This window comes from Actinomycetospora flava, from assembly GCF_037400335.1.
In the GTDB taxonomy this organism is placed as follows: domain Bacteria; phylum Actinomycetota; class Actinomycetes; order Mycobacteriales; family Pseudonocardiaceae; genus Actinomycetospora; species Actinomycetospora flava.
On record NZ_JBBEGM010000019.1, the window covers coordinates 38,169 to 64,277 of the forward strand.

General features: G+C 74.0%; 27 protein-coding genes and 1 pseudogene. 9 read left to right on the plus strand and 19 right to left on the minus strand.

Features of this window, described 5'->3' with window-relative positions:
* Window positions 1-12: 12 nt before the first annotated feature.
* Genes WCD58_RS30640 through WCD58_RS30670 form a run of 7 tightly spaced genes read right to left on the minus strand, consistent with a single transcriptional unit; the run spans window position 13 to window position 7,078 of the window.
* Window positions 13-1,056 (minus strand): 2,3-butanediol dehydrogenase, encoded by a 1,044-nt coding sequence (locus tag WCD58_RS30640; protein WP_337706924.1) that lies wholly within the window; start codon window positions 1,054-1,056, stop codon window positions 13-15.
* Window positions 1,056-1,814 carry an SDR family NAD(P)-dependent oxidoreductase gene (locus WCD58_RS30645; RefSeq protein WP_337706925.1) on the minus strand — a complete coding sequence of 253 codons (759 nt, stop codon included), beginning with the start codon at window positions 1,812-1,814 and terminating at the stop codon, window positions 1,056-1,058. The genes WCD58_RS30640 and WCD58_RS30645 overlap by 1 nt, the downstream gene beginning before the upstream one ends.
* A 39-nt stretch (window positions 1,815-1,853) precedes the next feature.
* Complete coding sequence (locus tag WCD58_RS30650) at window positions 1,854-3,377, minus strand: FAD-dependent monooxygenase (RefSeq protein WP_337706926.1); 1,524 nt, start codon at window positions 3,375-3,377, stop codon at window positions 1,854-1,856.
* Window positions 3,378-3,986 carry a VOC family protein gene (locus WCD58_RS30655; protein ID WP_337706927.1) on the minus strand — a complete coding sequence of 203 codons (609 nt, stop codon included), beginning with the start codon at window positions 3,984-3,986 and terminating at the stop codon, window positions 3,378-3,380. It abuts the gene before it with no gap.
* Window positions 3,983-4,981 carry an alpha/beta fold hydrolase gene (locus WCD58_RS30660; RefSeq protein WP_337706928.1) on the minus strand — a complete coding sequence of 333 codons (999 nt, stop codon included), beginning with the start codon at window positions 4,979-4,981 and terminating at the stop codon, window positions 3,983-3,985. The genes WCD58_RS30655 and WCD58_RS30660 overlap by 4 nt, the downstream gene beginning before the upstream one ends.
* The gene (locus WCD58_RS30665) at window positions 4,978-5,847 is read right to left on the minus strand and encodes a fumarylacetoacetate hydrolase family protein (RefSeq protein WP_337706929.1); all 870 of its coding nucleotides are present in this window, start codon (window positions 5,845-5,847) and stop codon (window positions 4,978-4,980) included. Before WCD58_RS30665 ends, WCD58_RS30660 begins: the two co-directional genes overlap by 4 nt.
* Before the next feature lie 13 nt (window positions 5,848-5,860).
* On the minus strand, window positions 5,861-7,078 hold the full coding sequence (locus WCD58_RS30670) for an acyl-CoA dehydrogenase family protein (RefSeq protein WP_337706930.1): 1,218 nt from the start codon (window positions 7,076-7,078) through the stop codon (window positions 5,861-5,863).
* A gap of 118 nt (window positions 7,079-7,196) precedes the next feature.
* Here WCD58_RS30670 and WCD58_RS30675 point away from each other — a divergent pair, with 118 nt between their 5' ends.
* Window positions 7,197-7,973 carry a GntR family transcriptional regulator gene (locus tag WCD58_RS30675; RefSeq protein ID WP_337706931.1) on the plus strand — a complete coding sequence of 259 codons (777 nt, stop codon included), beginning with the start codon at window positions 7,197-7,199 and terminating at the stop codon, window positions 7,971-7,973.
* Here WCD58_RS30675 and phtC read toward each other — a convergent pair.
* The 7 genes from phtC to WCD58_RS30710 form a co-directional block, all read right to left on the minus strand.
* Window positions 7,940-8,656 carry a 3,4-dihydroxyphthalate decarboxylase gene (gene phtC / locus WCD58_RS30680; RefSeq protein ID WP_337706932.1) on the minus strand — a complete coding sequence of 239 codons (717 nt, stop codon included), beginning with the start codon at window positions 8,654-8,656 and terminating at the stop codon, window positions 7,940-7,942. The genes WCD58_RS30675 and phtC overlap by 34 nt on opposite strands.
* Entirely contained in the window at window positions 8,653-9,432 is a 780-nt protein-coding gene (gene hcaB, locus WCD58_RS30685) for a 3-(cis-5,6-dihydroxycyclohexa-1,3-dien-1-yl)propanoate dehydrogenase (RefSeq protein ID WP_337706933.1), read from the minus strand. The genes phtC and hcaB overlap by 4 nt, the downstream gene beginning before the upstream one ends.
* The gene (locus tag WCD58_RS30690; protein ID WP_337706934.1) at window positions 9,425-9,649 is read right to left on the minus strand and encodes a dihydrodiol dehydrogenase; all 225 of its coding nucleotides are present in this window, start codon (window positions 9,647-9,649) and stop codon (window positions 9,425-9,427) included. Before WCD58_RS30690 ends, hcaB begins: the two co-directional genes overlap by 8 nt.
* Window positions 9,646-10,212 carry a 3-phenylpropionate/cinnamic acid dioxygenase subunit beta gene (locus tag WCD58_RS30695; RefSeq protein WP_337706935.1) on the minus strand — a complete coding sequence of 189 codons (567 nt, stop codon included), beginning with the start codon at window positions 10,210-10,212 and terminating at the stop codon, window positions 9,646-9,648. The genes WCD58_RS30690 and WCD58_RS30695 overlap by 4 nt, the downstream gene beginning before the upstream one ends.
* Window positions 10,209-11,585, minus strand: a complete 1,377-nt coding sequence (locus WCD58_RS30700) for a Rieske 2Fe-2S domain-containing protein (protein ID WP_337706936.1) — start codon at window positions 11,583-11,585, stop codon at window positions 10,209-10,211. The genes WCD58_RS30695 and WCD58_RS30700 overlap by 4 nt, the downstream gene beginning before the upstream one ends.
* An 85-nt stretch (window positions 11,586-11,670) precedes the next feature.
* A complete protein-coding gene (locus WCD58_RS30705; protein WP_337706937.1) occupies window positions 11,671-12,456 on the minus strand; it encodes an IclR family transcriptional regulator in 786 nt (261 codons plus the stop codon).
* 38 nt (window positions 12,457-12,494) lie between these two features.
* Window positions 12,495-13,853 carry an SLC13 family permease gene (locus WCD58_RS30710; RefSeq protein WP_337706938.1) on the minus strand — a complete coding sequence of 453 codons (1,359 nt, stop codon included), beginning with the start codon at window positions 13,851-13,853 and terminating at the stop codon, window positions 12,495-12,497.
* Window positions 13,854-13,919: 66 nt separating this feature from the next.
* Between WCD58_RS30710 and WCD58_RS30715 the strand changes: the two genes are divergently transcribed.
* The 3 genes and pseudogenes from WCD58_RS30715 to WCD58_RS33810 all read left to right on the plus strand — a co-directional run.
* Window positions 13,920-15,614, plus strand: a complete 1,695-nt coding sequence (locus WCD58_RS30715; protein ID WP_337706939.1) for a thiamine pyrophosphate-binding protein — start codon at window positions 13,920-13,922, stop codon at window positions 15,612-15,614.
* Window positions 15,615-15,633: 19 nt separating this feature from the next.
* Window positions 15,634-16,623: a substrate-binding domain-containing protein gene (locus WCD58_RS30720; protein WP_337706940.1), complete on the plus strand. Its 990-nt coding sequence runs from the start codon at window positions 15,634-15,636 to the stop codon at window positions 16,621-16,623.
* A gap of 334 nt (window positions 16,624-16,957) precedes the next feature.
* Window positions 16,958-17,374 (plus strand): annotated as a pseudogene (locus WCD58_RS33810) (GNAT family N-acetyltransferase); the annotation flags it as partial.
* A gap of 212 nt (window positions 17,375-17,586) precedes the next feature.
* Here the strand turns inward: WCD58_RS33810 and WCD58_RS30730 are convergent.
* Complete coding sequence (locus WCD58_RS30730; protein WP_337706942.1) at window positions 17,587-18,039, minus strand: MarR family winged helix-turn-helix transcriptional regulator; 453 nt, start codon at window positions 18,037-18,039, stop codon at window positions 17,587-17,589.
* 50 nt (window positions 18,040-18,089) lie between these two features.
* Between WCD58_RS30730 and WCD58_RS30735 the strand changes: the two genes are divergently transcribed.
* Window positions 18,090-18,572 carry a VOC family protein gene (locus WCD58_RS30735; RefSeq protein WP_337706943.1) on the plus strand — a complete coding sequence of 161 codons (483 nt, stop codon included), beginning with the start codon at window positions 18,090-18,092 and terminating at the stop codon, window positions 18,570-18,572.
* A gap of 10 nt (window positions 18,573-18,582) precedes the next feature.
* Here WCD58_RS30735 and WCD58_RS30740 read toward each other — a convergent pair whose 3' ends face one another.
* Together WCD58_RS30740 and WCD58_RS30745 are read right to left on the minus strand one after the other, a co-directional pair.
* Window positions 18,583-19,488 (minus strand): DUF5996 family protein, encoded by a 906-nt coding sequence (locus WCD58_RS30740; RefSeq protein WP_337706944.1) that lies wholly within the window; start codon window positions 19,486-19,488, stop codon window positions 18,583-18,585.
* The gene (locus tag WCD58_RS30745; RefSeq protein ID WP_337706945.1) at window positions 19,485-21,014 is read right to left on the minus strand and encodes a S10 family peptidase; all 1,530 of its coding nucleotides are present in this window, start codon (window positions 21,012-21,014) and stop codon (window positions 19,485-19,487) included. The genes WCD58_RS30740 and WCD58_RS30745 overlap by 4 nt, the downstream gene beginning before the upstream one ends.
* A gap of 124 nt (window positions 21,015-21,138) precedes the next feature.
* Between WCD58_RS30745 and WCD58_RS30750 the strand changes: the two genes are divergently transcribed.
* The gene (locus WCD58_RS30750) at window positions 21,139-21,555 is read left to right on the plus strand and encodes a cupin domain-containing protein (protein WP_337706946.1); all 417 of its coding nucleotides are present in this window, start codon (window positions 21,139-21,141) and stop codon (window positions 21,553-21,555) included.
* Between the two features lie 88 nt (window positions 21,556-21,643).
* Here the strand turns inward: WCD58_RS30750 and WCD58_RS30755 are convergent, their stop codons facing one another.
* Window positions 21,644-22,024: an MDR/zinc-dependent alcohol dehydrogenase-like family protein gene (locus tag WCD58_RS30755; protein WP_337706947.1), complete on the minus strand. Its 381-nt coding sequence runs from the start codon at window positions 22,022-22,024 to the stop codon at window positions 21,644-21,646.
* Window positions 22,025-22,032: 8 nt separating this feature from the next.
* On the opposite strand from WCD58_RS30755, the gene WCD58_RS30760 reads away from it, so the two are divergent.
* Window positions 22,033-22,290, plus strand: coding sequence for a hypothetical protein (locus WCD58_RS30760; RefSeq protein WP_337706948.1), 258 nt, complete (start codon window positions 22,033-22,035; stop codon window positions 22,288-22,290).
* Here the strand turns inward: WCD58_RS30760 and WCD58_RS30765 are convergent.
* The gene (locus WCD58_RS30765) at window positions 22,262-23,104 is read right to left on the minus strand and encodes an alpha/beta fold hydrolase (protein WP_337706949.1); all 843 of its coding nucleotides are present in this window, start codon (window positions 23,102-23,104) and stop codon (window positions 22,262-22,264) included. The genes WCD58_RS30760 and WCD58_RS30765 overlap by 29 nt on opposite strands.
* Window positions 23,105-23,160: 56 nt before the next feature.
* Between WCD58_RS30765 and WCD58_RS30770 the strand changes: the two genes are divergently transcribed.
* Both WCD58_RS30770 and WCD58_RS30775 read left to right on the plus strand, forming a co-directional pair.
* Window positions 23,161-23,574 carry a winged helix-turn-helix transcriptional regulator gene (locus WCD58_RS30770; protein WP_337706950.1) on the plus strand — a complete coding sequence of 138 codons (414 nt, stop codon included), beginning with the start codon at window positions 23,161-23,163 and terminating at the stop codon, window positions 23,572-23,574.
* A 94-nt stretch (window positions 23,575-23,668) separates the two neighbouring features.
* Window positions 23,669-25,867: an HNH endonuclease signature motif containing protein gene (locus WCD58_RS30775; protein WP_337706951.1), complete on the plus strand. Its 2,199-nt coding sequence runs from the start codon at window positions 23,669-23,671 to the stop codon at window positions 25,865-25,867.
* The last annotated feature ends 242 nt before the right edge of the window (window positions 25,868-26,109 follow it).

Below are 26,109 nucleotides of genomic sequence, written 5' to 3' on the forward strand. Positions count from 1 at the left end.
GCGGCTCCCTTCCTACAGGTCGATGAGCACCTTCATCCGCTCGCCGCGGCGCAGCTGGTCGTAGACGACGAGCAGGTCGTCGAGCGGGGCGTGGTCGACCCAGCCCTCGCCGGTGATCTCCCCGCGGGACATGCTGTCGATGACGTGGCGGTAGTCGTCGTCGGTGTAGGTCAGCGAGGCGACGATCTGCGCCTCGCCGAGCAGCAGCGCCGTCGGGTTGAGCTCCATCGCCTGCTCGTGGATGCCGACAACGATGATCTTCCCCTGCGGCGCCAGCGCCCCGATGCCGGTGAGGATCGCGGCGCCGACGCCGGCCGCGTCGAACACCACCTGCGCACCGAGGCCGTCGGAGGCCTCGTGGGCGGCCACGGCGACCTCGGTGGCGGTCGGGTCGATGACGTTCTGCGCGCCCAGCCCGGCGAGGATCTCGCGGCGCCGCGCCGACGGGTCGCTCGCGATGATGTTCGTGACCCCGGCCGCGCGCAGGGCGAAGAACAGCCCGACGCCGATCGGCCCGAGCCCCGCGATCACGGCGAGCTCGCCCGGACGGATGCCCGAGATCTTCACGGCGTGGTACGACACCGCCATCGGCTCGACCAGCGCCCCCATCTCCAGCGAGACGTTCTCGGGCAGCGCGAAGACCATGCTCTCGGGCAGCACCGTGTACTCCGAGAGCCCGCCGCCGGGCCCGGACAGGCCGTGGAACGCGAGGATCCGGCACGTGTTGGGCGAGCCGGCGCGACACGACGGGCACTGCCCGCACGTGTAGGTGGGGCGCACCGCGACGCGGTCGCCCTCGCGCACCGACGTCACCCCGTCGCCGGTGGCCACGACCGTCCCGGAGAACTCGTGGCCGAGGGCGACCGGCGCCTGGATGCCGGTCTGCGGGTGCGGGGCCACCGGCACGAACGTCTCCTGCGCGAAGTACTCGTGCAGGTCCGAGCCGCACACGCCGTTGTGCGCGACCCGGAGCTTGACCTGCCCCGGGCCGGGCTCGGGCTCGGCGACGTCGTCGATGCGGACGTCGTGCGGGTGGTGGTAGACGGCGCTGCGCATCAGCCGCTCATCCCCCCGTCGATGGCGAAGGTGGTGCTCGTGACCATCGCCGACGCGTCGGAGGCCAGGTACAGCGCGGCCTGCGCGATCTCGTCGACGGTGGTGTGGCGCCCCAGCGGGATCAGGTCGTCGAAGACGACCGCGGCGTCCGCCTGCGACTTGCCGGTCGCGCGCATCTCGATGTCGTCCTGGAACGGCGTCGACGTCGGCCCCGGGTGCAGCGTGTTGACGCGGATACGGCGGTCGGCGACCTCCTTGGCCGCCGAGCGCATCAGCCCGACCTGGCCGTGCTTGGCCGCGACGTAGGCCGACAGGTCGCCGAAGCCCACCAGGCCGACCACGCTGGAGGTGATGATGACGCTGCCGCCGTCGGTGACGTGCGGCAGCGTGTGCTTGAGGACGTGGAACGCGCCGGTGACGTGCACGGCGAGCGTGCGGGCGAACACGTCCTCCGGGTAGTCGACGATCTTGGCGACCTCGCCGGAGACGCCGGCGTTGGAGAACACCACGTCGAGGCGCCCGAAGCGGTCCACGCCGGTGGCGACCGCCGCGGCGACGGCGGCGGAGTCGGTGACGTCGGCGACCGCGGAGACGGCGTGCTCGCTGCCGATCTCCTCGGCCGCCGCCTCGAGCCGGTCCTTATCGATGCCGACGAGGACGACCTGCGCGCCCTCGCGCACGAACAGCTTCGCGGAGGCGAGGCCGATGCCGCTCTCGCCGCCGGTGATCAGGGCGACCTTGTCCTGGAGCTGAGCCATCGACCCATCATGGCGGGGATCGGCCGTGCACAACAGGACTCAGTCGCACGCTCCCCCGCACGCCCGCGCGAGGACCGCCCCCGCGTCGGCATCCGTGTCCCCGCGCCACGCCACGTGCTGGTCCGGACGGACGAGGAGGAGGCCCTCCGACCCCGGCCGGTGGAGCACCCGCAGGTCCACGCCCCGCTCGCGCGCCGCGGCGGTGAACGCCGTGGCGTCGGTGCCCGGTGGCGCCACCAGCGTCAGCTCCGGGCCCAGGTCGTCGTAGAGCGAGTGCCCGGGCGCGAGCCAGGCGTGCGGCAGGCGGTCGCCCGCGCCGTCGGCGACCACCGGCGAGCGGTCGTGGACGACGTCGAGCACGAGGTCGAGCGCGTGGAACTCGGCCGCCTTGGTCTCCTGGATCCGCCGGTGCGCCGCCGCGCGGGCCCGGTCGCCGGCGGCGTCGTCGCGGTCGAGGTCGTCGTCGAGCAGGTCGGTCGAGAGCGTCTTCATGTTGTCCTCGGCGGCGCGGATCACCCGCTCCTGCACGGGCCGCCGCTCGGCCTCGTAGCTCGCGAGCAACCCGGGCCCGCCCCAGCCCCGCAGCACCGCGGCGAGCTTCCAGCCGAGGTCGACCGCGTCGCCGATGCCGGTGTTGAGCCCGTGCCCGCCGAAGGGCGGGTTGAGGTGCGCGGCGTCGCCGGCGAGGAAAACGCGCCCCCGCCGCGCGGTGTCGACGAGCTGCATGCGCGCGGTCCAGGGGTCGGTCGAGAGGACCTCGGCGTCGACCGGCACGCCCGCGACCGCGTCGACGATCGCGCCCGCCCGGGCGTGCCCGGCGTCGCGCTCGACCCCGAAGGCGATCACCCACCACATCCCGTCGCGGTCGAGCGGGCCCATCAGCGCCGGGGCGACGGGGTTCACCGTCCAGTACTGCACCGCGGGGCCGTGCCGCACGTGCGGCCACAGACCGGGCGCGCGCACCACCATCCCGAAGTTCGGGCGCAGCGCGTGCTCGCCGAGGTAGTCGGCGCCGATCTGGGCGCGCACCACGCTGCGCGGTCCGTCGCAGCCGACGGCGTAATCGGCGAGGACCGTCCGGGACGTGCCGTCGTCGCCGGCAACCTCGACGCGGACGCCGTCCTCGTCCTGGGTCAGCGCGACCACCCGGTGCCCGGTCAGCAGCGTGCACGCGTCGAGCCCGCCGACGACGTCGCGCAGCAGCTCCTCGAGCACGTACTGCGGCGCCTGCTGGCCGGGCTCGGCGCAGCGGCCCTCCTCCGGCGCCAGGCCGAGCACCCCGTGGAAGCGCGACAGCTCGTGCCCGGCCAGCGAGGTGCAGAAGACGACGTCCTGCGACCACGCCACCGGCAGCGGGGCCCGCTCCCGCAGCCGGTCGGCGACGCCCCAGCGCCGCAGGTGCTCCATCGTGCGGACGTTGACGGTCTTGCAGCGGGGGCGGCTGCGCGAGACCTCCCGGCGCGGCTCGACGACGAGGCAGTCGATCCCGCGCCGGCCGAGCTCGACCGCGGTGGCGAGCCCGACCGGCCCGCCACCCGCGACGAGGACCTGGGCGCGGTCCACTCAGTAGACCTCGGGCAGCAGAAGGTCGGCGGGCGGGTTCTCCGGCTTGTACTTGCCGGCCCGGGCGCCCTCGTGGATCTCGTCCTGCGACAGGCCCTGCGCGCGGGCCTCGAGCAGCTGCTCCGGGTCGAACCACTCGCCGATCGGGTTCTCGGCGAACTCGCGCGAGGCCCAGATCCACTCCTTGGACACGGCCCAGTCGCCGAACGCGTCGAACTGGATCTCGACGCCGTTGCCCTCGGGGTCGGCGTAGTACATCGACATCGTGATGCCGTGGTCGAGGCACATGAACGGCGTGACGCCGTGGTCGCGCAGCCGCTCGTAGTTGTCGAGCCACTGGTCGAACCGGTCGTACTCGAACGCCGTGTGGTGCAGGCCCGCGCTGGTCGGCTTGTTGACCGGCGCGTGCACCGCCGGGTGCTTGATCAGGGCGATGCGGTGGTTGGCCTCGTCGTTGGTCAGCCACGCCGCGGACTCGGCGTAGTGCACGGGGTAGAGCCCGCAGACCAGCCCGTACCAGCGCACCATCTCGTCCAGCTTCAGCGTCAGGAACGTCGCGTGGTGCAGCTTCGGCGGGATGATCGGGCTCTGTCGGTGGGCGGCGGTCATGACGGGGCCTCCTGTCTGTCGAGGGTCGCGACGAAGTCGAGGACGGCCTCGACGTACTGCTTCGGCTCGTGCTCGTGCATCGAGTGCGGCGCCTCCGGGAACGAGCGGTACTCGATGCGCTGCCCGGCCTCGGCGACGAGCTCGCAGGCCCGGCGGGCCTGGTCGTCGGTGGACGCGCCGACGAGGCGCCCGGTGCGCGCGTCGACGGTGCGGAAGTGGTGGGTGAACAGCACCGGCACGCGGACGCGGCGCAGGAGGGCCTCGTGGTCGCACGACGCCGTGGCCGCGCCGCTGACGAACGCGCGGCCCCACTCCGGGTCGTACTCGCGCAGGTTCTGGCCCGGCGGCGGGTACGCGTCCGGAGCGGGCGGCGGGATCATCGACCCCAGCTCGCGCAGGATCTCCGGGGGCAGCGCGGTGGGCATGGCGCGCATCAGGCCCTCGAGGTCGCCGACCGTCCACTGGTCGCCGAGCCAGGTGTTCCACGCCGTGAACACCGGCCCGATGGCCTGCCGGATGCCCGGCCCGATCGCCGGTGTCGTCTGGCTCGCGAAGATCGGCGGGTCCTCCCACACGGCGGCCCGGATCTGGCCGGGCTTGGCGAACGCCGAGAGCCAGGCCGACAGGACGCCGCCCGAGGACATGCCGCTGACCAGGGTGGGGCGGTCGATGACGAGGTCGATGAAGCGGACGAGGTCGTTGCCGAAGTTGTCGATCGTGTAGCGGCCGGGCGTCCAGGTGGAGCGGCCCTGTCCGCGCAGGTCGACGGCGTGGACGTGGAAGTGCTCGGCGAGCAGCGGCATCGCGGGCTCGTAGCCCCACCACGACTCGGACTGCCCGGGGATCAGCAGCAGCGCGGGCGAGGCGGGGTCGCCGGCCGTCGCGTAGTTCATGCGGATCTCGCCGAGGTCGACGAGGTGCTCGCCGTAGGAGTGCGCGACGAAGGTGTCGCGACGATCGGCAGCCTCGCTGTAGGAGGTGAGGTAGCCGGTCACGACACGAACCGGTGCTGCATCTGGCCGATCCCGGCGCACCACGTCACCAGCTCGTCGCCGGCGCCGAGGAAGCGCGGGGGCGTCCGCCCGGCGCCGATGCCGGCCGGGGTCCCGGTGAAGACGACGTCGCCGGGCAGCAGCGTGACGATCGCCGAGAGCCGGGCGATCAGCTCGGGCACCGTGAAGATCATGGCGCCGGTGCGGCTCTTCTGGACGCTCTCGCCGTTGACGAGACAGCCCAGCTCCAGGTCGTCGGGGTCGAGCCCGGCGGCCCGCAGCTCGTCGACGGTGACGAGGCCGGGGCCCGTCGGGGAGAAGCCGGGGTACGACTTGCCCATCCCGAACTGCGCGGGCGGGGCGGCGAACTGCGTGACGCGGTCGGAGAGGTCCTGGCCGACGGTGAGCCCGGCGACGTGGTCCCAGCCCTGCGCGGCCGGGACGTCGCGCCCGCCCGTCCCGACGACCGCGACGAGCTCGACCTCCCAGTCGACCGTCCCCGGCGACAGGCGGATGTCACCGCGGGGTCCGGTGAAGCTCGAGGCGTACTTGGTGAACACGAGCGGCTCGGAGGGCAGCTCGAACCCGGACTCCTCGGCGTGGTCGCGGTAGTTCAGGCCGACGGCGAAGACCTGCGGGGGGCGGGGGGCGACGGGGCCGAGGGCGTCCGCGTCGAGGGGGACGGCGCCGGTGAGGTCCGTCGACGCGGCCCAGCCGCGGAACTCGTCCCACCGGTCGTAGACGGCCTGCGGGTCGGCGGTGAAGCGGCCGTCGGAGGCCTGCTCCACGTCGAGCCCACGCAGACCGCCGGCGGAGGCGGGGTCGGGCTCGACCAGGGCGAGCCGTCCCGCGTGGTTGGCGATGCGCACGGAGGATCCTTTCCTAGACCAGGGCGGTGACGCCGTCGGTGAGGCCGAGCAGCGCCCGGCCGTAGACCTCGCTCGAGATCGCCGGGCTGATGACCGCGTGGCGCGAGGCGACCTCGGAGTCGCGCCAGATCCGCTGCAGGGGGCTCGCCTCGGCGAAGGAGGCGGCGCCGTGGGCCGAGACGAGCGTCCGGATCGCCTCGCGGGCGTTCTCGATCGCGGCGCCGGTGTCCATCCGCACGCGGGCGCGCGCGGCGTAGTCGGGGTAGACGCCGTCGGCGGCGGCCTGGTCGATGTCGGCGGCGGCGCGGTAGGCGAAGAGGTGGGCCGCGTCCACCAGCGAGGCCGCCTTGGCCACGGCGAGCTGGAAGGTCGGGGCCTCGGTCTGGACGTCGTAGAACGTGTACGAGACCGAGCGCTTCGGGGCCTTCTCGATGACGAGGTCGAGCGCGGCCTGCGCGAGGCCCAGCTGCGGGCCGGCGAGCACGAGCGCGGCGACCGGGATGAACGCGGAGCGGTAGAGCACCTCGTCGGTGTGCTCGGTGCCGTAGCGCCCGCCGATGGCGGCCGGGATCGAGAGGACCCGGTGGGCGGGGACGTAGACGTCGCGCGCGACCAGGGTGTTCGACCCCGTGCCGCGCATGCCCGCGACGAACCACGTGTCCTCGATGGTCAGCTCGCCCATCGGCACCAGCGCCAGGCCCTGGTCGACGACCTCGCCGTGCTCGTCGGGCACCGGGAAGCCGACCACCGCCCACTGCGCGTGCAGGCAGCCCGACGCCCAGCCCCACGTCCCGGTCACCCGGTAGCCGCCGTCCACCTTCGTCGCCTCCGCCGACGGGGCGAGCACGCCGGCGATGCGCGCCTCCGGCGAGCCCTCCCACAGGTCGCGCTGCGCCTGGTCCGGGAAGAGGCCCGCGAAGAACGAGCAGACGTTCATCAGCGTGGTGACCCAGGCGGTCGACCCGCAGCCGCGGGCGAGCTCGCGGGACACCTCGAGCTTGGTGCGCATGTCGGTCTCGAGACCGCCGAGCCGCCGCGGCTTCATGATCGAGAAGAGGCCGGCCTCGTCGATCAGCGCGATGTCCTCGTCCGCGACCCGGCGGTCCTCCTCGGTGCGGGCTGCGTGGCGGGCCAGCACCGGGACGATCTCGCGCGCCCGTCCGACCAGGTCGGCCCGCAGGGCGCGGGCGGCGTCGGTCGTGCCGGGGCGGTCGAGCGAGCATTCAGACATCGAGGGTGACGTCATTGCGGAGCACCTCCGTCTCGTGGCCACCTCGGCGTGACCTGTGCCACGAACGGACGGTAGAGCGCTAAGTTATAAGATGTCAACGCGCGCTACGATGTCGCGCATGCCGGACCAACTGGGGGTGGCGGTGGACGGGGGCGTGCGCTCGGTCGCGTCGCGCAAGGCGTCGGCGGTGGACCTCGTGCTGCACGAGATCCGCCGCTCGATCCTGTCCGGCGAGCTGCCGCCCGGGCGCCCGTTCACGGTCCCCGCGCTCACCGAGCAGCTCGGGGTGAGCCATGTGCCGGTGCGCGAGGCGCTGCGCCAGCTCGAGGCCCAGGGGCTGATCACGCTGAGCCCGTCGCGCAGCGCGATCGTCACCCCGCTCGACCCGGACGACCTGCGCGCCATCTACCGGCTGCGGATCACCGTCGAGCCGGAGCTGGCCGCCCTGTCGGCGCCCGACCGCACCGACGAGGAGATCGCGTCCCTCGACGCCCTGGTGCGCGAGACGTTCGGCGAGGTGCTGCAGGAGGCGTTCTGGGCGCCGCACCGCACCTTCCACGCCGCGATGATCGAGCCGGCCGCGAGCGACTGGGACCGCCGCATGCTCGCCCCGCTGTGGGACGCCTCCGAGCGCTACACCCGGCTGGTCTTCGACCCCGTCGAGGCGCCCGAGTCGTTCGCGGAGCACCGCGCGCACGCCCACGACGCGATCGTCGACGCGGCGCGCTCCCGCGACCCGCGGCGTGTGCGCGACGCCGTGCGCGAGCACCTCGAGGACAACCTCGCGACGATGCTCCACGAGATGCGCACGCTCGACGCCGCGCGCCGGCAGCGGTGGAGCGGCCGGGACCAGGACAGCGATCAGGAGACGGGCGGCAGGCTCGCCACCTCGTGACGCCAGGCGGTGTCGTGGGTGAAGCCGCCGCCGAGGTCGGGGAGCTCGGCGAGGTCGTCGGGCGGGAGGTCGCGCGGGATGCCGCCGGCGCGGGCGACGGCGAGCGTCATCGCGGCGAGGGTGTCGACGCTGCGGGCGCGCAGCACGGCCTCCTCGACCGAGGCGCCCGTCGCGGTCAGGCCGTGGCCGCGCAGGAGGACGACCGGCCGGTCGCCGAGCGCCGCGACCATCTCGCGGGCGAGCGCCCGGTTCCGCACGAGCACCGCCCGCGGGTACACCGGCACTCCCCCGGCGGCGAGGTGCGCGCCGGGGATGTCGAAGGCGCCGACGATCGGGCGCAGGGTCAGGCCGGCGAGGTCGGCGGCGACGGTGTCGGGCGGGTGGGCGTGCACGACGGCGTGGACGTCGGGCCGCGCGCGCAGCACCTCGGTGTGCAGCGGCAGCTCGTTGGGCACGGTGTAGCCGTCCCCCTCGAGCATCTCCCCGTCGAGGGTTACGAGCCGCACGTCGGCGGGCTGGGTGAACGCCAGGCCGCGCTCCTGCGGGCCGCGGCAGCGCACGAGGCAGCGGTCGTGGCCGACCCGCAGGCTGACGTGCCCGAGCACGCCCGGCGCGAGCCCGCGGTGGGCGAGGACGCGGCACGCCGTGGCGATCAGTGCGCGCTGCTCGGTGAGCGCGGTCATCCCTTGACCCCGATGCCGCCGTCGGGGTGCACGACGTCGCCGGTGATCCCCCGCGAGCGCTCCGAGGCGAGCGCGACGTAGCTCCACGCGTGGTCCTGCGCGGTCAGCGCCACCTGCAGCGGCACACGCGCGGCGAGCTCGGCGGCGCGGTCCGGGGTATCGGCGAGGCGCCGGTCGGCCTGGCCGAGGCTCGCGGCCCCGCGCAGGTCGGTGTGCACGGTGCCGCCGGGTGCCACCGCGTTCACGCGCACCTCGGGGGCGAGCTCGTGCGCGAGCGCGGTGACGAGCCCGCGCACCGCGAACTTCGAGCCGACGTACAGGACGCCGCCGCGGCCCGGGTAGAACGACGAGGTCGAGGCGGTGAGCACGACCGCGCCGCGGTGCGCGCGCAGCTGCTCCAGCGCCGCCCGCACCCCGTGCAGGTGGCTCTTGACGTTGACGGCGAACACCTCGTCGAAGGCGGCGTCGAGGACGTCGGCGTCGATCTCGCCCAGGCCGCGGTAGAAGTCGAAGATCCCGACGCAGCTGACGAACAGGTCCAGCCCGCCGAACGCCTCGACCGTGGCGGCGACCGCGCGCTCGTTGTCCGCGCGGGTGGTGGCGTCGCCGGTGACGACGGGGACGCCGTCGGACCGCAGCGCCGCCGCCTTCTCCGGGTCCTTCTCCAGCGCGGCGACCCGGGCGCCCTCGGCGTGGAACGCGTCCACCACCGCGCGCCCGATGCCCGACCCCGCGCCGACGACCAGCGCGCGCCGGCCGGTGAGCCAGTCAGTCATCGCCCACCGGGAGCGGCCCGTAGGGGTTGCCGATCATCGCCGAGAACACGTCGTCGGACTGCCACGTCAGCGCCTCGAGCTCCAGCGGGCACAGCGACACCCACTGCCCCGAGCGCGGCGACTCGATCAGCAGCCGCGCGCCGTTGCGGGTCTCGACCTTGCGCACGCGCACCTCGGCGAACTCGTTGCCCACGACGATGCCGTCGTCGCCGCTCACAGGAAGATCGCCAGGTTCTGGGTTCGCAGCACCGACTCGTCGACGCTGACCGTGCGGCGGGCGAGCATCCAGTGCCCCGCCGACGGCGCGGCGCCCGTGGGGTCGCGGCGCAGCAGGTCCTCGCGGCCGGCGGAGATCAGCGAGGGCTCGCGGACGTCGCCGCGGCTGCGGAAGAGCAGCACGGCGGACTCGACGATCACCTCGTCGTCCGTGCCGTCCACGGGGAACGTCCGCACGTTGCCGACGTGGTGGCGCAGGCGCGACGGCGGGTCCTCGGTCCACGCGTGCTCGGTGGCGAACCGGGCCACGCGCCGCGAGAGGGAGTAGTGGTCCTCGTCGAAGTGGGCCATCCCCGGGGCGGTGTCGAAGCCCGCGCCGCGCGCCGTCGAGACCCGCACCGGCATGAGGTAGCGGACGTCCGCGGTCATCAGCGACATCCAGGTGTCGTAGTCCTGGGTGTCGAGCAGCGCGGCCTCGTCGACGAGGAACTGGTGCGCCTCGAGGTGGCGCGGATCGCCGAACGAGAGGCAGCGCGCGATGGTGCGAGGGGCCGGCGCGGTCACGGTGTCCCGCCCAGGTCCACGGTGCCGACCTCGGGCGGCGGCGCCTCGAGCGCGTCCGCCCAGGCCCGCAGCATGGCGCGCTGGTTGTACTCGCCGAACCCGACGTACGCGACGCCCGGCCCCGAGAAGTGGGCGAGCGGCGGCGACACGGGCTTGTCGTCGGCGAGCAGGCCCATGCGGCTGTTGAGCCGCAGGCGCCGGGCCATCGAGCCCGCCGCCGTCGAGGTGATCGACACCCAGTTCTCGACGTCGTCCTGCTCGAACATCCCCGTCGAGCCGAAGCACATGAGGTACGCCTTGTAGGACAGCTCCTTGAAGCGCTGCGGGGCGTTGCGGTCGACGGCGAACCAGGACAGCACCTCGGTCTCGTCGGCCGACACCGGCTGCCACTGCCGCAGGGAGATGAAGGGGACGACCTCGTCGGACGCTCCGTCTCCAGCGTCCTCCACCTTGGGCCAGTTGTGGACCAGCGAGAGGTTCGGGAACGCCGACGCGGCCGACACCATGAACCCGTCGTCGCCGACCATCGCCAGGTGCGCGTCGCTCCAGGTCGCGCGCATCCGGGCGATCATCTCGTCGGGGTAGCCGACGTAGCGCAGGCGCTCGTCGAGGGTGCCGGGCGGCAGCTTGTAGGTGGTCCCGCCGCCGCGTCCCGCCCAGTACAGCGCGCCCTCCTTGCGCTTGGAGGCCTTCGGCTCCCGGAAGAGCCCGATCTCCACGACGCTCGAGTGCGTGTGCGGCGTGTGGTAGCTGTCGCCGGCGAAGTTCTCCGCGCCGATCTTCCAGTTCGCCTTCACCCGCCAGCGCTGCGGCCCGACGAGCTCGATGCCCTCGGGGCTCTGCCGGGTGTAGAAGTCCAGGTAGAACGCGAAGTCGCCGAGGTACTCGCGCAGCGGCGGCGCCGCGGGGTCGAGGCTGACGAAGATCAGCCCGTTGTAGGTGTCGAGCGACGGGGCGGGTAGCAGGGTCTGGCCCTTGCGGCGGAACCCCTCCTCGCCGCCGTAGGCCTCGGCGTGGAACGGCAGGCCGACCAGGCGGCCGTCGTTCTTGTACGACCACCCGTGGTACGGGCAGCGGAAGTGCGACGCGTTGCCCATCTCGGCGCGGCAGACCTGCATCCCGCGGTGCAGACACATGTTGAACATCGCGCGCACCGCGCCGGACTCGTCACGGCTGACGATGAACGAGTCGTCGACGACCCGGCGCACGACGTAGTCGCCCGCGTGCGGGATCTCCGACTCGTGCGCCAGGAACATCCACGAGCGCCCGAAGACCCGCTCCTTCTCGAGCGCGAAGATCTCGTCGTCGTTGTAGATGTGCGCGGGGATCATCCCCTGCCGGACGTCCTCGAGGACGGCCCCCTGGTCCCGCATCCCGGAGCTCCGTTTCTGCTCAGCAGATAGCTTCTCCTTCAGGGAGAGAGAGTGCGGGACCTCAGGGGGCACGTCAAGACGTGGGTCAGAGCAGGAGGTCGTCGATCTCGCGGGCGGCCCCGCGCACGGCGTCGAGCATCGCCGACCACCGCGGCTCGCCGAGGCGGCTGACGGGCCCCGAGGCGTTGACGGCGTGCCGCGGCGTGCGGGCGCCGGCGAGCGCGACGGCGATCGAGCCGACCCCGTCCTCGCTCTCCTCCCGGCTGGTCGCGTAGCCGTCGCGGCGGATCGCGGCGAGGTGCTCGAGCAGCTCGGTGCGGGTGCCGATCGAGTGCTCGGTCATGCGCGCGAGCTGCTCGGACGGGTAGAGCGCGCGCACCTCGTCGTCGGTGAGCGTCGCCAGCATCGCCTTGCCGTTCGACGTGCAGTGCGCCGGCACCGAGCGGCCCAGACGCCCGCCGACACGCAGCGCGCGGCTGCTCTCCAGCGAGTCGATGAAGTGCACCTGGTCGCCCTCGAGGCGTCCGAGGTGCACGGTCTCCTCGAGCGTCACGTTGAGCTTCTCCAGCACCGGGCGGGCCAGGGTGCGCACGTCCTGGCGGCGCAGGATGCCGAGCGCGACGTCGTCGAGCGACGGGCCGGGCACGTAGCTGCGCGTCGCGGCGTCCTGCCGCACGAACCCGCGGTACTGCAGCATCGCGAGCAGCCGGTGCGCGGTCGAGGTGGCGACCCCGAGGTACTGGCTGACGTCGGTCAGCCGCAACCGGGGGCTGCTGCCCATCAGCAGCAGCACCTTGAGCGCGTTGTCCACCGAGTCGATCGGGTACTGCGGCGTCGCCCCGTACTCGGGTGCCGGCGCGGCCCTGTCCATGCGCCGAGCCTACGGACTGTCTGCTGTGCAGAAGACGCTCACGAGGCCGGGAGGATGAACGCCACCCAGCAGAGCACCGGGGCGACGAGGATGAGCGTCAGCCCCCAGGCCAGCAGGGTGCGGAACACCTGCGGGCGGCCCTCCTCCGGGGCGTTGGCGAGCGTCAGCGCGCCGACCGAGGAGAACGGCGTCGAGTCGACGACGGTCGCCGAGATCGCGAGCGCGACGATCACCCCGGCCGCCCCGATCTGCCCGCTCACCAGGAACGGCGCCGCGAGCGGGATGAGCACGCCGAGCAGGCCGGCGCTGGACGCGAACGCCGAGGTGGCCGCGCCGACCAGGCACAGCAGGAACGCGACGAGCAGCGGCACGCCGAGCCCGGAGATGCCGCGGCCGACGGCGTCGATCGTGCCGTAGCGCTCGAGCGCCTCGACGTAGGTGACGACGCCGCAGATCAGCAGCACGACGCTCCACACGATGCGCTTGTCGGCGCCCTTGACCCGCTCCGGGAACGCCAGGTGCAGCAGCGCCGCCCCGAGCAGCGCGAGGAACCCGATCTCGGCGCCGAACACCAGGGCGCCGACCGCCACGGCGACCACCACGACCAGCGAGATCCACTGGTCGACGCGCAGGGCGGTGCGGGGCTCGGTGCCGGTGACGGTCGCCGTGGTGGCCGGGGCCGTGACGACGGACCCGTCGGGACGCTCCGGGGCCGGCGCAGCGCCCGGCCCCGAGCCCTGCACCGCGACGGTGTCCTCGACGGAGCCCTCGGGCAGCACCGTGCGCCGTTCGCGCCACAGGCGCAGCCCGCCGAAGAGCGCGTACGCGACGGCGCCGAGCACCAGGTTCGCGACGAGGTTGCCGAAGAAGAGCTGGGCCGGGGCGACGTCCAGGCCCGCGGCGCCCGCGGCCCGGTTGACGATCACCGCGAGCCCGTTGAGCGGCGAGAAGTTCCCCGCCGAGGAGCCGTGGATGACCATGAGCGCGGAGAGCCGGCGGTCGATGCCGTAGCGCTCCCCCAGCCCCATGCACAGCGGGGCGAGCATGGCCACGCCGGCGGGGCCGAGCGCGCCGGCCATGGTCGGGATCGCGGCGAACAGGAAGATCAGCCAGGGCACGAGTGCCGGCCGGTCGCCGAGCAGGCCGCAGGCACGGTCGAGCAGCCAGGCGAGTGTGCCGTTCACCGTGACGAGCCCGAAGAGGTAGGTCACGCCGACCAGCAGCACGAACAGGTCGGGCGGGAAGCCGGACAGGAGGTCGTCGACGCCCTCGTGCGCCACCAGGGTCCCGACGAGGAACGTGGCGATGAGGGCGAGGACGCCGATGTTGACCGGGCGCAGCGTGCCGATCACGAAGACCAGCACGAGACCGATGACCCCGATGACGTGGATGGACACGGCGATCACTCCCGTTCAGCAGAAGTCTTCTCTGCGATGCAGAAGAGTGTCTGGCAGGCTCGCGCCGTGTCAACCGTCACAGGACGCAGCGCTTCGACCACCGCCTGCTCCGGCGCCGACCTCGTCGTCGCCTGCCTGGCCGCCGAGGGCGTCGACGTCGTGGCCGGCGTCCCCGGCACGACGGTGATGGAGGTGATCGACGCGATCGCCCGCCGCGGCGACGTCCGCTACCTGGCCACGCGCCACGAGCAGGTCGCGGGGTTCCTCGCCGACGGGCTGTCGCGGGGCGGTGGTCTCGGCGTCTGCCTGGTGTCCCGCGGGCCCGGGGCGGCGAACGCGGCGATCGCCGTGCAGAACGCCTACGACGAGTCGGTGCCGATGCTGCTGCTCGTCGGCCAGGTCGCCGACCGCATCGTGGAGCGCCGGGCGTTCGAGGAGGCCGACGTCGTCGCGACCTTCCGCCCGATGAGCAAGTGGGCGGTCGAGGTCCGGCGCGCCGACCGCATCCCCGAGCTGCTCCAGCGCGCCGTGCGCACCGCCGTCACCGGGCGGCCCGGGCCGGTGGTCGTGTCGCTGCCCCTCGACGTCCTGCAGGACACGGTCGACGCGGTCGACACCGCCCCCGCCGCCCGGTTCCGTGCCCACCCGCCCGCGCCGGACCCCGCCGGCGTCGCCGCGGCCGCCGCCGTCCTCGCGCGGGCGGAACGGCCGCTGGTGATCGTGGGCGGCGGGGCCGGGGGCGCTCCCGACGTGCTCACCGCGCTCGCCGACCGCGCGGGGGCCCCGCTGTGCACCACCTGGCTGCGTCAGGGCGCGGTGTCCCACGACCACCCCGCCTACCTCGGCTCGCTCGGCTACGGCGTCCACGACGTCACCTGGCGCGCGGCCGCCGAGGCCGACGTCGTCGTGGCGCTGGGCTGCCGGTTCTCGGAGTTCAGCACCCGGCGCTGGACGCTGCTCGCCGACGACGTCCGCCTCGTCCACGTCGACGTCGACCCCGTCGAGCTGGGGCGGGTGTACGTGCCCGAGGTCGGGCTCGTGGCCGACGCCGCGGCCACCGCGCGGGCGCTCACCGGCGCGCTGCCCGAGGCCCCCGCCGGCCGCCTCGAGCGACGACGCCGGCTGCGCGCGGAGTACGAGACCGCGAGCGCGCCCGACTCCCCGGTGCTCGACGCCGACGACGCGCGCGGCGGTGTCAGCAGCCGCGCCGCCGTCGCCGCGCTCCAGCCGCTGGTGAAGCGCGACGACCTCGTGCTCGTGCAGGACGCGCCCAGCTTCGGACCGTGGACCCACCGCTACCTGCGCCTGCCCGAGCCCGGGCGCTTCTTCGGGTCCGCGGGCGGCGCGATGGCCTGGGGCCTGCCCGCCGCGATGGGCCTGACCCTCGCCGACCCCGCCCGGCGCGCCGTCTGCGTCAGCGGCGACGGCAGCTTCTGGATGGTCGCCCAGGACGTCGAGACCTGCGTGCGCGAGCGGCTGCCCGTGGTCAACGTCGTCATGAACAACAACGCCTACGGCAACACCCGCGACCGCCAGCGGCTCGCGCACGAGGAGCGCTATCTCGGGGTGTTCTACGGCAACGCGGACCTCGCGGCGTTCGCACGGTCGCTCGGCGGGTTCGGGGTGCGCGTCGAGCGCGACGAGGAGCTCGCCCCCGCGCTGCAGGCCGCCCTCGACCAGGACCTTCCGGCGGTCGTCGACGTCATCCAGGATCCGATGTACGGGCTGCCGCCGGGGCTGGTCCCGCCCGCAGCCCGATGACGAGAGCGACAGGAGAGCCGTGCGCCAGCCGATCACCCTCGCCTGCTGGGACTACGACCGCACCCGCGCGCTCGAGGACGGCACCGTCGCCGTCGACGGCGTCGACCTCACCTACCTGCGCCTGCCGGTCGAGGAGACCTTCTTCCGGATGCTGCGCCACGGCGAGTTCGACGCCGCCGAGATGTCGCTCGCGTCGTACGTGACGAAGCTGGCCTCCGGGGACACGTCGCTCGTGGCGATCCCCGTCTTCCCGTCGCGGGCGTACCGCCACCACGGCATCTACGTCCACACCGGCGCCGGCATCCGCGAGCCGTCCGACCTGGCCGGGCGCGTCGTCGGCGTGCCCGAGTACCAGCTCACCGCGTGCGTGTGGATCCGCGGGATCCTCGCCGACCAGCACGACGTGCCCGTGGCGTCGGTGCGCTACCGGACGGGCGGCATGCACGCGCCCGGCCGCGTCGAGAAGCAGACGCTCGCCCTGCCCCCGGAGATCGACGTCGCGCCGATCCCGCCGGACCGCACGCTCGCGGACATGCTGGTCACCGGGGAGATCGACGCGCTCTACGCGCCCCGCACGCCGCAGCCGCTGCGGGACGGGAACCCCGCCGTCGCCCGCCTGTTCGCCGACCCCCGCGCCGCCGAGGAGCGCTACGCCGCGGCCACCGGCATCTTCCCGATCATGCACGTGATCGTGCTGCGCGCCGACGTCCACGCGCGCCTGCCGTGGCTCGCGCGCTCCCTGCTCGACGCGTTCACCCGCGCCAAGGCCGTGACCGAGGCCCGGCTCGACGAGGTCGCTGCGAACCCGACGATGCTGCCCTGGCTCTACGACGACATCGTCCGCGTCCGCGGCCTGCTCGGGCCCGACTTCTGGCCCTACGGCCTCGAGCCCAACCGGCCCGTGTTGGCGACGTTCCTGCGCTACGCCCACGAGCAGGGGCTGACCTCGCGGCTCCTCGCGCCCGACGAGCTCTTCGTCCCCTCGACCCGGGAGGACCACGTGGTCTAGCCGTGTTCCAGCCTGGCGGCCACGCTGACACTCATCGTCAGGAAAGCCCCCACGATCATGGGCGCGGGTGCGAGCGATGCGGCATCGCTGGCGTGTGACGCCAGGATCGCCACACGCTGGAACCGCGACACGCCGGCGCGCGCGGCGCCCGAAGATCACGGGCGCCGTCATCCACCCGCGCCGTCATCCACGCGCGCCGTCGACGTCGATGACGTCGCTCCTGATCTCCACGAGGTTCGCGGCCCTGCGGTTCGCTCGCCCCGCCGTTCCGGCGAGGTGTTCCCCTCGCTCACCTCTCCGACCGACGGTGCCCTTCGGTCGACCGGCCGGCGGGATGATCGCCGGCGTGGACGTCGAGCGGTGCCCGCAGTTCGGGCTGCGGGTGGCGCACGGCGAGCTGGCCCTCGTCCCGCCGACCGACGACGACCTCGAGGTGCTCGCCGCGATCGTCGCGACACCCGGGGCGATCGTCGCCGCGGACGAGGCGCACTTCGTCACCTGGCCGACCGGGACCGCCGGGGCCGCCGACGTCTTCCTCGCCTTCCACCGGGGCCTGCGCGTCCCGCCCACCCCGCAGCGCTGGCTCGCCCCGTTCGCGGTGCGGCGCGCCGGCCACGGACCGGTCGGCGTCGTCGTCCTCGAGTCGGCGTCCTGGACGGCGCACCGGTCCGTGGGGACACGCGCCTGGCTCGCCCGCGACCAGCAGGGCAGGGGCCTCGGACGACGCGCACGCCTCCTGCTGCTCGAGCTCGCGTTCGCGCACCTCGGCGCCGAGCGGGCGGTCACCGCCGCCGCCGAGGACAACGCCGCTCCCGCCGGATCACCGAGCGCCTCGGCTACCGCGAGACGGGCCGGGTACGGGCGCCCGACGGCGTTCGCGAGGTCCACTACGCGCTCGCCCCGCACGCCTGGCGCGCCCACCGCCTCGGCGGCGTCCGCGTCGAGGGCGCCGAGGCGTTCCGTTCAGCGATCTAACCGCGCCAGCACCGCGTCGGCGATCTCCGCCCAGGCCTGCACCTGGGCGTCGTCGAGGCCGTCGAACACCAGCGTCTGCACCGCCTCGACGTGCGCCGGCGCCGCCGCCTCGATGGTGCGACGGCCGGCGACCGTGAGCACCACGAAGGCCCCGCGGGCGTCGTCCGGGCAGTCCTGGCGTTCGAGCAGGCCGCGGCGCTCCATGCGCGAGAGCTGGTGGGACAGGCGGCTCTTCTCCCACTGCAGGTGGTCGGCGAGCTCCTGCACGCGCAGGGGCCCGTCCGACTCGCTCAGGGCGACGAGCACGTCGAAGTCGGACAGCGACAGCCCCGAGTCGGCCTGCAGGCGCCGGTTGAGCTGGGCGTGCAGCCGCGCCTGCAGGGCGAGGTGGCCGCGCCACGCGCGCTGCTGGCGGTCGTCGAGCCACCGGGTCTGCGTCACGCCCACGAGTCTAGTTGACGCGTCATCGAAATGCGAGGAAGATAGGTGACATGTCAACGATCACCGAGACCCGCGACCGCATCCGCGACACCTACCTCAAGCCGATCGGCGAGCGCCCCGCGTCCACGGCCCGCGGGCTGCACCACACCGCGCTGGTGTCGAGCGACGTCGAGCGGACCGTGCGCTTCTACCAGGAGATCCTCGGTTTCCCGCTCACCGAGCTGATCGAGAACCGCGACTACCCGGGCTCGTCGCACTTCTTCTTCGACATCGGCAACGGCAACCTCGTCGCCTTCTTCGACTTCCCCGGCCTCGACGTCGGCCCGTACGCCGAGGTCCTCGGCGGCCTGCACCACCTGGCGATCAGCGTCGAGCCGGAGCGCTGGTCGGAGCTGGTCGCCCGCCTGCAGGAGGCCGGCGTCGAGCACGAGGTGCACAGCGGGGTGTCGGTCTACTTCCGCGACCCGGACGGCGCGCGCATCGAGCTCATCGCCGACCCGCTCGGCGAGATGTACGGCCACCAGGTGCTCTGAGCACGCACGGCTAGGGACGCTCCAATGCCGCCCGGTCCCAGGAGCCGTGCACCGCGGCCGCCTCGTAGGTGTCCTGCAGGAACTCCGACACGGTCCGCTCGGGGTCCGCGCTCCGGCGCACCGCCTCGTACGGCAGCAGGAACTGCCCGCCCGCTTCGTAGTAGTAGGCGTCCGCCGGGCGGACCGGGTGCTGCGCGAACCCCGCCGGCTCCGGGTAGGCGTACGCGTAGAACGCGCCCTCCTGGCCGCCGCCGGGCCAGAACCCGGCGCTGGAGAGCTCGTGCGAGTAGCCCTCCACCATCACCCAGTCCCCGCAGTTGGGCGCGCCGCCGGGGTGCGGCGGCGCGGTGCGTCCGGAGAACCGGGTGACGGCCATGTCGAAGCTGCCCCAGAAGAAGTGGACGGGGCTGACCTTGCCGACGAAGCGCGAGCGGAACGCCGTCAGCACACGGTCGGTGGCGACGAGCTGGCCCCAGAACCGCTGCACGGCGTCGCCGTCGTAGTTCGCGTGCTCGTCGTCGTCCTCGAACGGGATCGCCCGCACGACCTCGACGGGCCGTGTGGAGATCGGGATGTCGAGGCCGAGGTCGTCGAGCGCGCGCCGCGTCTCCGCCCAGAACGCGGACACCGGCTTCGGCTCGAGCGCGACCGTGCGCTCCTCGCCGCTGGTCACGCGGATCCGCAGCACGTGTGCGACGAAGTCGAACTCGACGTCGAACAGCCGCCGGCCCCACGGGACCGACGACGTCGTCAGCCCGCGCGGCGAGACGTACAGCGGGACCTGCCACCAGTGGTTGACCATCGGCGCCGCGGCCAGGCGGAGCTTGCCGATCACCTGGGTCCACATGTGCAGCGTGTCCCGGGTGTCCTCCCAGTCGGCGACGCGCAGTGCGGGCCAGCCGTCGATCACCGTCACGACGGCGACGCTACCGGCGTCGCCTCGTCCACGAACCGCGCGATCGCCGCGGTGAACTCCCGCCGGCTCTCGGTCCAGGCGTAGAACATGTGCCCGCCCTCGAAGTGGTGCACGGTCAGGCGCTCGGCCGTGCCGGGGTCGAGGCGCATGAGGTTGCACAGGCGGTCGGTCGCGAAGTACGGCGTCTGCAGGTCGTGGCGGCCGTGGGTGATGAACGCGCGTGTGTGCGGGTTGAGCGCCATGCCGTAGCGGAAGTCGTCGGTCGCGCCGGGGATCGGCTGGAGGTACACGCCCGCGGCGTCGTTCTTCCAGCTCATCACCACGTCGGTGTTGAGGAGCTTGTACTCGCGGTCGGTGTCGACGCCGATCTCCGAGCGCAGGACGCGGTTGACCCCGGCGGTGAACACCGGGCCGATGCCCGTCAGCGTGGGGTCGCCGCCGGTGAAGACCTCGCGGTCCGGGAACGGGTCGGTGGTCGTCACGGTCGCGTCGTAGCGCCCGATCACGCGGCCCTCGTCGCGGAGCAGCTCGCGGGTGAAGGTGGCGACGCGCACGCGTCCGGCCATGCGCGTGACGAAGGCGAGCGACAGCCCGAGCAGGTCGGCGAGGCGCTGCATGACGCGCTCGCGATCCTCGACGGGCATGGAGGCGCCGCGGGTGAGGAACACGGCGTACTCGCCGGTCGCGAACTCCTCGGCCGCGCGGCGGACCTCGGCGAGCGCGGTCTCCGGCGCGAACGCGCGGGAGCGCCCGTGGTGGTGGGCGGCGAGCACCATCGTCGGGAGCACGTCGACCCACGGCACCACGTCGTAGTCGCCGCCGCCCAGCGCACCGACGGCGAGCCCGGCGAACTCGAGCGCCGGCGAGATGAGGATCGACCCGGCGATCCCGATCCCCGCGCTCTCCTGCAGCACGCGGGTCAGGCGGCCGACGCGGTAGCCGCCGTAGCTCTCGCCGGCGAGGAACACCGGCGAGCTCCAGCGCCCGTTCTCGGACAGCCACCGCCCGATGAACTCCGCCATCGCCGCGAGGTCGCGGTCGGTGCCGAAGTAGGCGGTGGGGTCGTCGGCGTCCTTCGACTCGCCGTCCTTGCCGTCCTTCTCGATCATGCGGCTGAACCCGGTCCCGACGGGGTCGACGAACACGAGGTCGGTGAACGCGAGCCAGGAGTCGTCGTTGGTGACGAGCCGCGGCGGCGGCGCGGGCATGGTGCCGTCGCCGGGGACGTCGACGCGCTGCGGGCCGAGCGCGCCGACGTGCAGGTACGCCGACGACGCACCCGGGCCGCCGTTGAAGACGAAGGTCACCGGCCGCTCCTCGCCGTCGCCCACGACGTAGGCGACGGAGAAGACCTCCGCGGTGGGCTTCTCCTCCTTGCGCAGCACCAGCCAGCGCGCGGTCGCCGCATACTCGACGCCGTGCCACGTGCCGGTCGTCGAGGCGCCCTCCGGCGGCTCGTGGGTCGGTGCGCCACCGGTGGGGGCCGACTTCTCGGGGGCCTTCTCGGGGGCCTCGCCGCCGCTCATGCGTCATTCCTCCTGCCGGGGACCATCACGGACTCCCGGTCATCGAAGGGCATGCCGCCGCGGCACGGTCAAGCCGGGCTCCGTGGGGTAGAGGCGACGGGGACGGACGTCGCACGCTGACCCCATGAGCGAAGCGAGCATCGAGCGCGCCGACGAGGGCGGCTTCCCCTACCTGCTGCACGAGGGGGAGGCGCCGGTGCAGGCGCAGTGGTACTTCCGCACGCGGACGCGCCTGCCCGTCGCGGTGCACCGGTGGGTCTTCCCGCCGGGCGCCACCGAGGGCAACCACGTCCACGGCGACGACCACCCGCTCGACGAGCTCTACCTGCTCGTCGCGGGACGGGCGACGATGACCCTCGGCGAGCGCCGCGTCGAGATGGTCGCCGGGGACGCGCTGCTCGCGCCGGCGGGCGTCGACCACGGCGTGCGCAACGACGGGACCGAGCCCGCCGAGTTCGTCGTCGTGTGGGGCGAGCCGGGCGCGGGCTTCGACTGGAGCCGGTACGGCACGGGGCGGGCCGCGGCGGCGGCGAGCCCGTGACCCCGGGCGTGACCTTCGGCAGATGGCGGCACGGCCGCCCGCGGCGAGGCTCGCCCGCCGCCGGGGTCGCCGTCGCCCTCGCCGTCGCTCACCGCGCGGCGCGTACCCGGTCGGGCCCGGGACCGGCGCACCCCGCGCCCACCACGGCCTTGCCGTGCAGCCCGCGCCCGAGCATCGCCTCGACCGCCGAGCCCACGTCGTCCCAGCTCCCCCGCCACGCGACGCCCGGGTCGAGCGTGCCGTCGCCGACCCGCGCGGCGAGCCAGGACAGGTCCTCGACGAGGGTCGGCACGCCGAGCAGGTAGAAGGTCACGAGGGACCGGTCGTGCGCCTCGGTCCCGCCCAGGAGCGCGCTGTAGAGGAACACCGTGTCCTCCCCCGACGAGTGCCCGACGGCGACGAGGGTGCCGTGCCCGGCGAGGCGCGCGAAGGCGTCGACGGCCTGTCGCCCGCCGATGCTGTCGATCACGCCGCACGGTGCCGGGGACGGCGACCGGCTCGTCGTACACCTCCTCGGCCCCGAGCGCCCGCCGCACCGCCCGCGCCGTCGCCGGCCTCCTGCGCGAGCGCGCCGGCCTGCCCGGCGACGACCCGCGCGTCCCGCTGTGCCTCGACGTCCTCGTCCTCGCGGTCAACCGCGCCGGGCGCGAGTGGGCCGTTCTGCCCGGCGAGCCCGGCCTCGACGAGCTGGCGCCGCGGTCCGCCGTCAGCTCGCCGCGCTGCCGGGCGCGGTGACGGTCACGGTCGGGTCCTGACGCAGCAGGGCCACGAGCGCGTCCGGGCGGTCGACGGGGACGATGTGGCCGCAGTCCTCGATCAGGTGGCCGGTGAGGTCGTCGGCGACACCCGCGAGCTGCACCTCGAGCGCGCGGCCGACGGGCGCCGCGCCGATCGCCGTGGTGGGCACGGCGAGCCGGGCGCGGGCGACGGCGTCGTGGAGCTGCCGGTCGGACTCCGGCAGCGCGCGGTAGTACCCGAGGGCGCACGCGAGGGCCCCGGGCTCGGCGAAGGCCGCCCCGAGTTCTGCGCGCAGGTCGGGGCGGACGCCGCGGTGGCGGGTGCCCTGGTCGTAGAACCAGCCGACGTACTCGTCCTCGTGGCCGGCCAGCACGCGCTCGGCCAGCCCGGGCACCTGGTGGAACCCGAACCACCACGGCGGGCCGCCGGCGGCGAATGCCTCGGCGCCGGGCAACGAGCCGAGGGTCGCCTCGACGAGCACCAGCCGCGTCAGGAGGTCCGGGCGGCGTAGGCCGAGCAGGAACGCGGGCGGGACGGCGGCGTCGATCGCGACGACGGTCGCCGGGCCGGTGCCGATCAGCTCCTCGAGGTCGCGGGACAGGGTGTCGGCGTCGAGCCCCTCCGCGGTGCGGGTGCTGGCGCCGAAGCCGCGCAGGTCGGGTACGACCACGCGGTGGTCGACGCTCATCGCGGCGGCCACCTGCGACCACACGGCCCCGGTGTGCGGGAACCCGTGCACGAGCACGAGCAGCGGGCCGTCGCCGGTCGTCCGGACCGCGAGCTCGACGCCGTTGACCGCTATCGCGTCCATTCCTGCACCTCCGAGGCGGTATCCGTTGGTGACCAGATCACCTAAGCTCGCCCTCGATGAGTAGGGAAGACGGCACTCGCGGCACCGGTGGTGACGTGGAGGTGACCACCGGGGCGCGGGGTGACCTCTTCTCCCCCGACTGCCCGACGCGGCTGCTGCTCGATCGGCTCGGCACGAAGTGGACGTCGATGATCGTCAAGCTGCTCGCCGCCGACGGCGAGCTGCGCTTCACCGAGCTGCGCCGGCGGATGCCGGGGGTGTCGCAGAAGATGCTGTCCGCGACGCTGCAGAGCCTGGTCCTCGACGGCCTGGTCGCCCGCCGCGTCGAGGACACGGTGCCGCCGCGGGTCCACTACCGGCTCACCGACCTCGGCCTCTCGCTGGAGACGCCGTTGGCCGCGCTGCGCGACTGGGCCGAGGAGAACATGCCGGTCATCCGGGACCACCGGGCCCTCGCGCACCGATCCTGAGTTGGGGATCGTTACCTTTTCGTGACCCTGCCTCGGACGTCGACCTGGGGTTTCTCGAGCGGGACTGTCGGGGGTCGGTCCTAGCGTCTTCGGTGTGAGCATCGAGCAGGATCAGCGGCCTGGGCTGGCGGCCCGGCTGTCGGGTCGTGCCCCGGATGCCGATCTGCACGCGCTGCTCGACACCATCGACCCGGCCGGGTTGGACGGCCCGGAGCTGGCCGCTTATGTGCGGGCGCGGTTCGCGGTGCACAACCGCGCCGAGGCCCAGCTGCTGGCGGGGTTGCGGGAGCTCGGCCTGGCGGTGGAGGACGCCGACGGGCGCCCGCGGCGGTTGCCGAGCTCGGACGAGTTCTCCGGCGACGAGGTCGCCGGGGTGCTGGGCTGTTCACGCACCATGGCCTCGCGGCGCCTGGAGCTGGCCGAGGACCTGTTCTGCCGGTTGCCGGCGCTGGGCGCGGCGCTGTGGCGCGGCGCGTTGGACGAGTCCAAGGTCCGGGCGATCAGCGAGTGTGTCGCCGACCTGTCCGCCGACCACGCGCGGCTGGCGGTGGCCGAGGTCCTCGACGAGGCCGCCGGGTTGCCGGTGATGGCGCTGCGCGAGCGGGTCGGTGAGGTTGCGCTGGCGCTCGACCCGGAGTGGGCCGAGCGTCGCCGTCGGCGGGCGGAGGCGCGCGGGCGGTTGGAGCTGCGGGCGAACCCGTCGGGGACGGCGACGTTGTCGTTCGTCGACGCCCCGTCTCTGGAGGGGATCGCGTCGACCTCGCGGGTGGAGGCGGTGGCGGCGCAGCTTCGGGCGGCGGGGGTGCTGACCCCGATCAATCGGCTGCGGATGCAGGTCGGGATGCGGCTGCTGAACGGGTCCACCGCCGGGATGACCGACCCCGAAGTGGTCGCCCTGCTCACCGCCGAGTACCACGCCGCGAACGGTCCCGACGACCCCGACGATGGGCCCGACGGTGACGGAACCGGCGGCCCCACCGATCCCGACCCCGACGACAGTGGCCCCAACGGTCCCGCCGAGAGCGGCCCCGACGGCCCCGGCGACTCCGATGACGACGGTGGCCTCGACGACGGTGGCCTCGACGACGGTGGCCTCGACGACGGTGGCCCCGATGACGGCGGGCCCGACGACGGCGGGCCCGACGACGGCGGGCCCGACGACGGCGGGCCGAACAGCGAGTCCGGTGGCTGCCCGGAGAGTGCGCCCGACGGGGGTCACGGCGACGGGCCGGCCGGTGGTCGCCACGCCCTCGCCCTCGTCGTGCCGCCGCGGTCGTCCGGCCAGGGCGTTCTGGACCTCCCCGGCCTGCCCAGGAATCCCGGTCCGTCCGGCGAGTGCGGGCCGGTGGTCGAGCCCGAGCCGGTGGAGCAGCGGGCCGGGCGGGTGCGCCACGGCACCGTCGAAGTCCGCCTCCGGCTGACCACCGCGTTGGGGCTCGACCAACACCCCGCCACCGTGCCGGGCTTCGGGGCGGTCACCGCCCCCGTCGCCCGCGACCTGATCGCCCAACGCCACCGCGGTGAGTGGCGGGTCGTGCTCGTCGACGACGACGGGCACCTCCAGCACGTCCTGCTCGCCCGCAGCCGACCAACCCGCCCCCGCAACCAGACTCGGGTGCGGGGGCGGGCACCGGGCGCGACCCGGACCGGGGCGGTCGTCGAACTCCAGGTTCCGACGACGATCCTGGCCGCCCTGGACCCGGATGATCACCCCGCCTGGGGTCCGCTGCTGCGCGAACTCCACGCCCGGCTCACGGACCTCGAGACCACCGGGCGGCTGGGGCTGCCCCCGGACGCCGACTCCGGGCCCGCCGACTGGTTGCGTCGGCGGCCGGGTGCCGAGGCCGAGCGCTGGACCCGCGCCCGCGACCGGCACTGCATCGTCCCGTGGTGTCGCCGTCCCGCGCACCGCGCCGAGATCGACCACACCCGCGACCACGCCCACAGCGGCCCGACCGTGACCTGGAACCTCGGCGCCTGGTGCAGCCACGACCACCGCGCCAAACACCACGCCGGCTGGCACGTCCGCCAACCCCTACCCGGCTGGTTCGTCATCCGCACTCGCGCCGGGATCACCCACACCACACGGCCACCACGCATCCTGCGACCACTCCCGGCACCCAGCTCGGCGCAGCGCCCGCGACCGCTACCCGACGACGGCTGCCCGGACCAGGACACCGAGTACCTCGACGACTGGCGCCGACGCTTCGCCGCCAAGTTCGGCAAGGCCAGCACCCCATCGGCCCCTGAACCGCCGGCCCGCCACGACCCCGACGACCCGCCGCCCTTCTGACCGGGCCACGGGGCCTTCGCGACCGGGAATCAGGTCGCGCCGCGTCGCTAACCTCGCTCGCATGTGCCACGGCTCCTGGTCGCAGAGGCTCCGCACCGCCCGCTGACGGCGGCGCCCTCCTGATCTGACCTGCGCCCGCCGTCCCCGGTGTCCTTCCCGGGCGGCGCGTCCCGTGCTGCCCGGCTCGATCCCGAGCTGCGGAGCCCCCTGTGCACCCCTCCGACACCATCCCCTGCGACACC

Coding starts and splice junctions, on each gene's coding strand:
- WCD58_RS30670 (WP_337706930.1), bottom strand. CDS start 7,078: ATGTCTGAATGCTCGCTCGACCGCCCCGGCACGACCGACGCCGCCCGC.
- WCD58_RS30770 (WP_337706950.1), top strand. CDS start 23,161: ATGAGTAGGGAAGACGGCACTCGCGGCACCGGTGGTGACGTGGAGGTG.
- WCD58_RS30675 (WP_337706931.1), top strand. CDS start 7,197: ATGCCGGACCAACTGGGGGTGGCGGTGGACGGGGGCGTGCGCTCGGTC.
- WCD58_RS30640 (WP_337706924.1), bottom strand. CDS start 1,056: ATGCGCAGCGCCGTCTACCACCACCCGCACGACGTCCGCATCGACGAC.
- WCD58_RS30705 (WP_337706937.1), bottom strand. CDS start 12,456: ATGGACAGGGCCGCGCCGGCACCCGAGTACGGGGCGACGCCGCAGTAC.
- WCD58_RS30700 (WP_337706936.1), bottom strand. CDS start 11,585: ATGCGGGACCAGGGGGCCGTCCTCGAGGACGTCCGGCAGGGGATGATC.
- WCD58_RS30735 (WP_337706943.1), top strand. CDS start 18,090: ATGTCAACGATCACCGAGACCCGCGACCGCATCCGCGACACCTACCTC.
- WCD58_RS30765 (WP_337706949.1), bottom strand. CDS start 23,104: ATGGACGCGATAGCGGTCAACGGCGTCGAGCTCGCGGTCCGGACGACC.
- WCD58_RS30750 (WP_337706946.1), top strand. CDS start 21,139: ATGAGCGAAGCGAGCATCGAGCGCGCCGACGAGGGCGGCTTCCCCTAC.
- WCD58_RS30645 (WP_337706925.1), bottom strand. CDS start 1,814: ATGGCTCAGCTCCAGGACAAGGTCGCCCTGATCACCGGCGGCGAGAGC.
- WCD58_RS30745 (WP_337706945.1), bottom strand. CDS start 21,014: ATGAGCGGCGGCGAGGCCCCCGAGAAGGCCCCCGAGAAGTCGGCCCCC.
- WCD58_RS30655 (WP_337706927.1), bottom strand. CDS start 3,986: ATGACCGCCGCCCACCGACAGAGCCCGATCATCCCGCCGAAGCTGCAC.
- phtC (WP_337706932.1), bottom strand. CDS start 8,656: ATGACCGCGCTCACCGAGCAGCGCGCACTGATCGCCACGGCGTGCCGC.
- hcaB (WP_337706933.1), bottom strand. CDS start 9,432: ATGACTGACTGGCTCACCGGCCGGCGCGCGCTGGTCGTCGGCGCGGGG.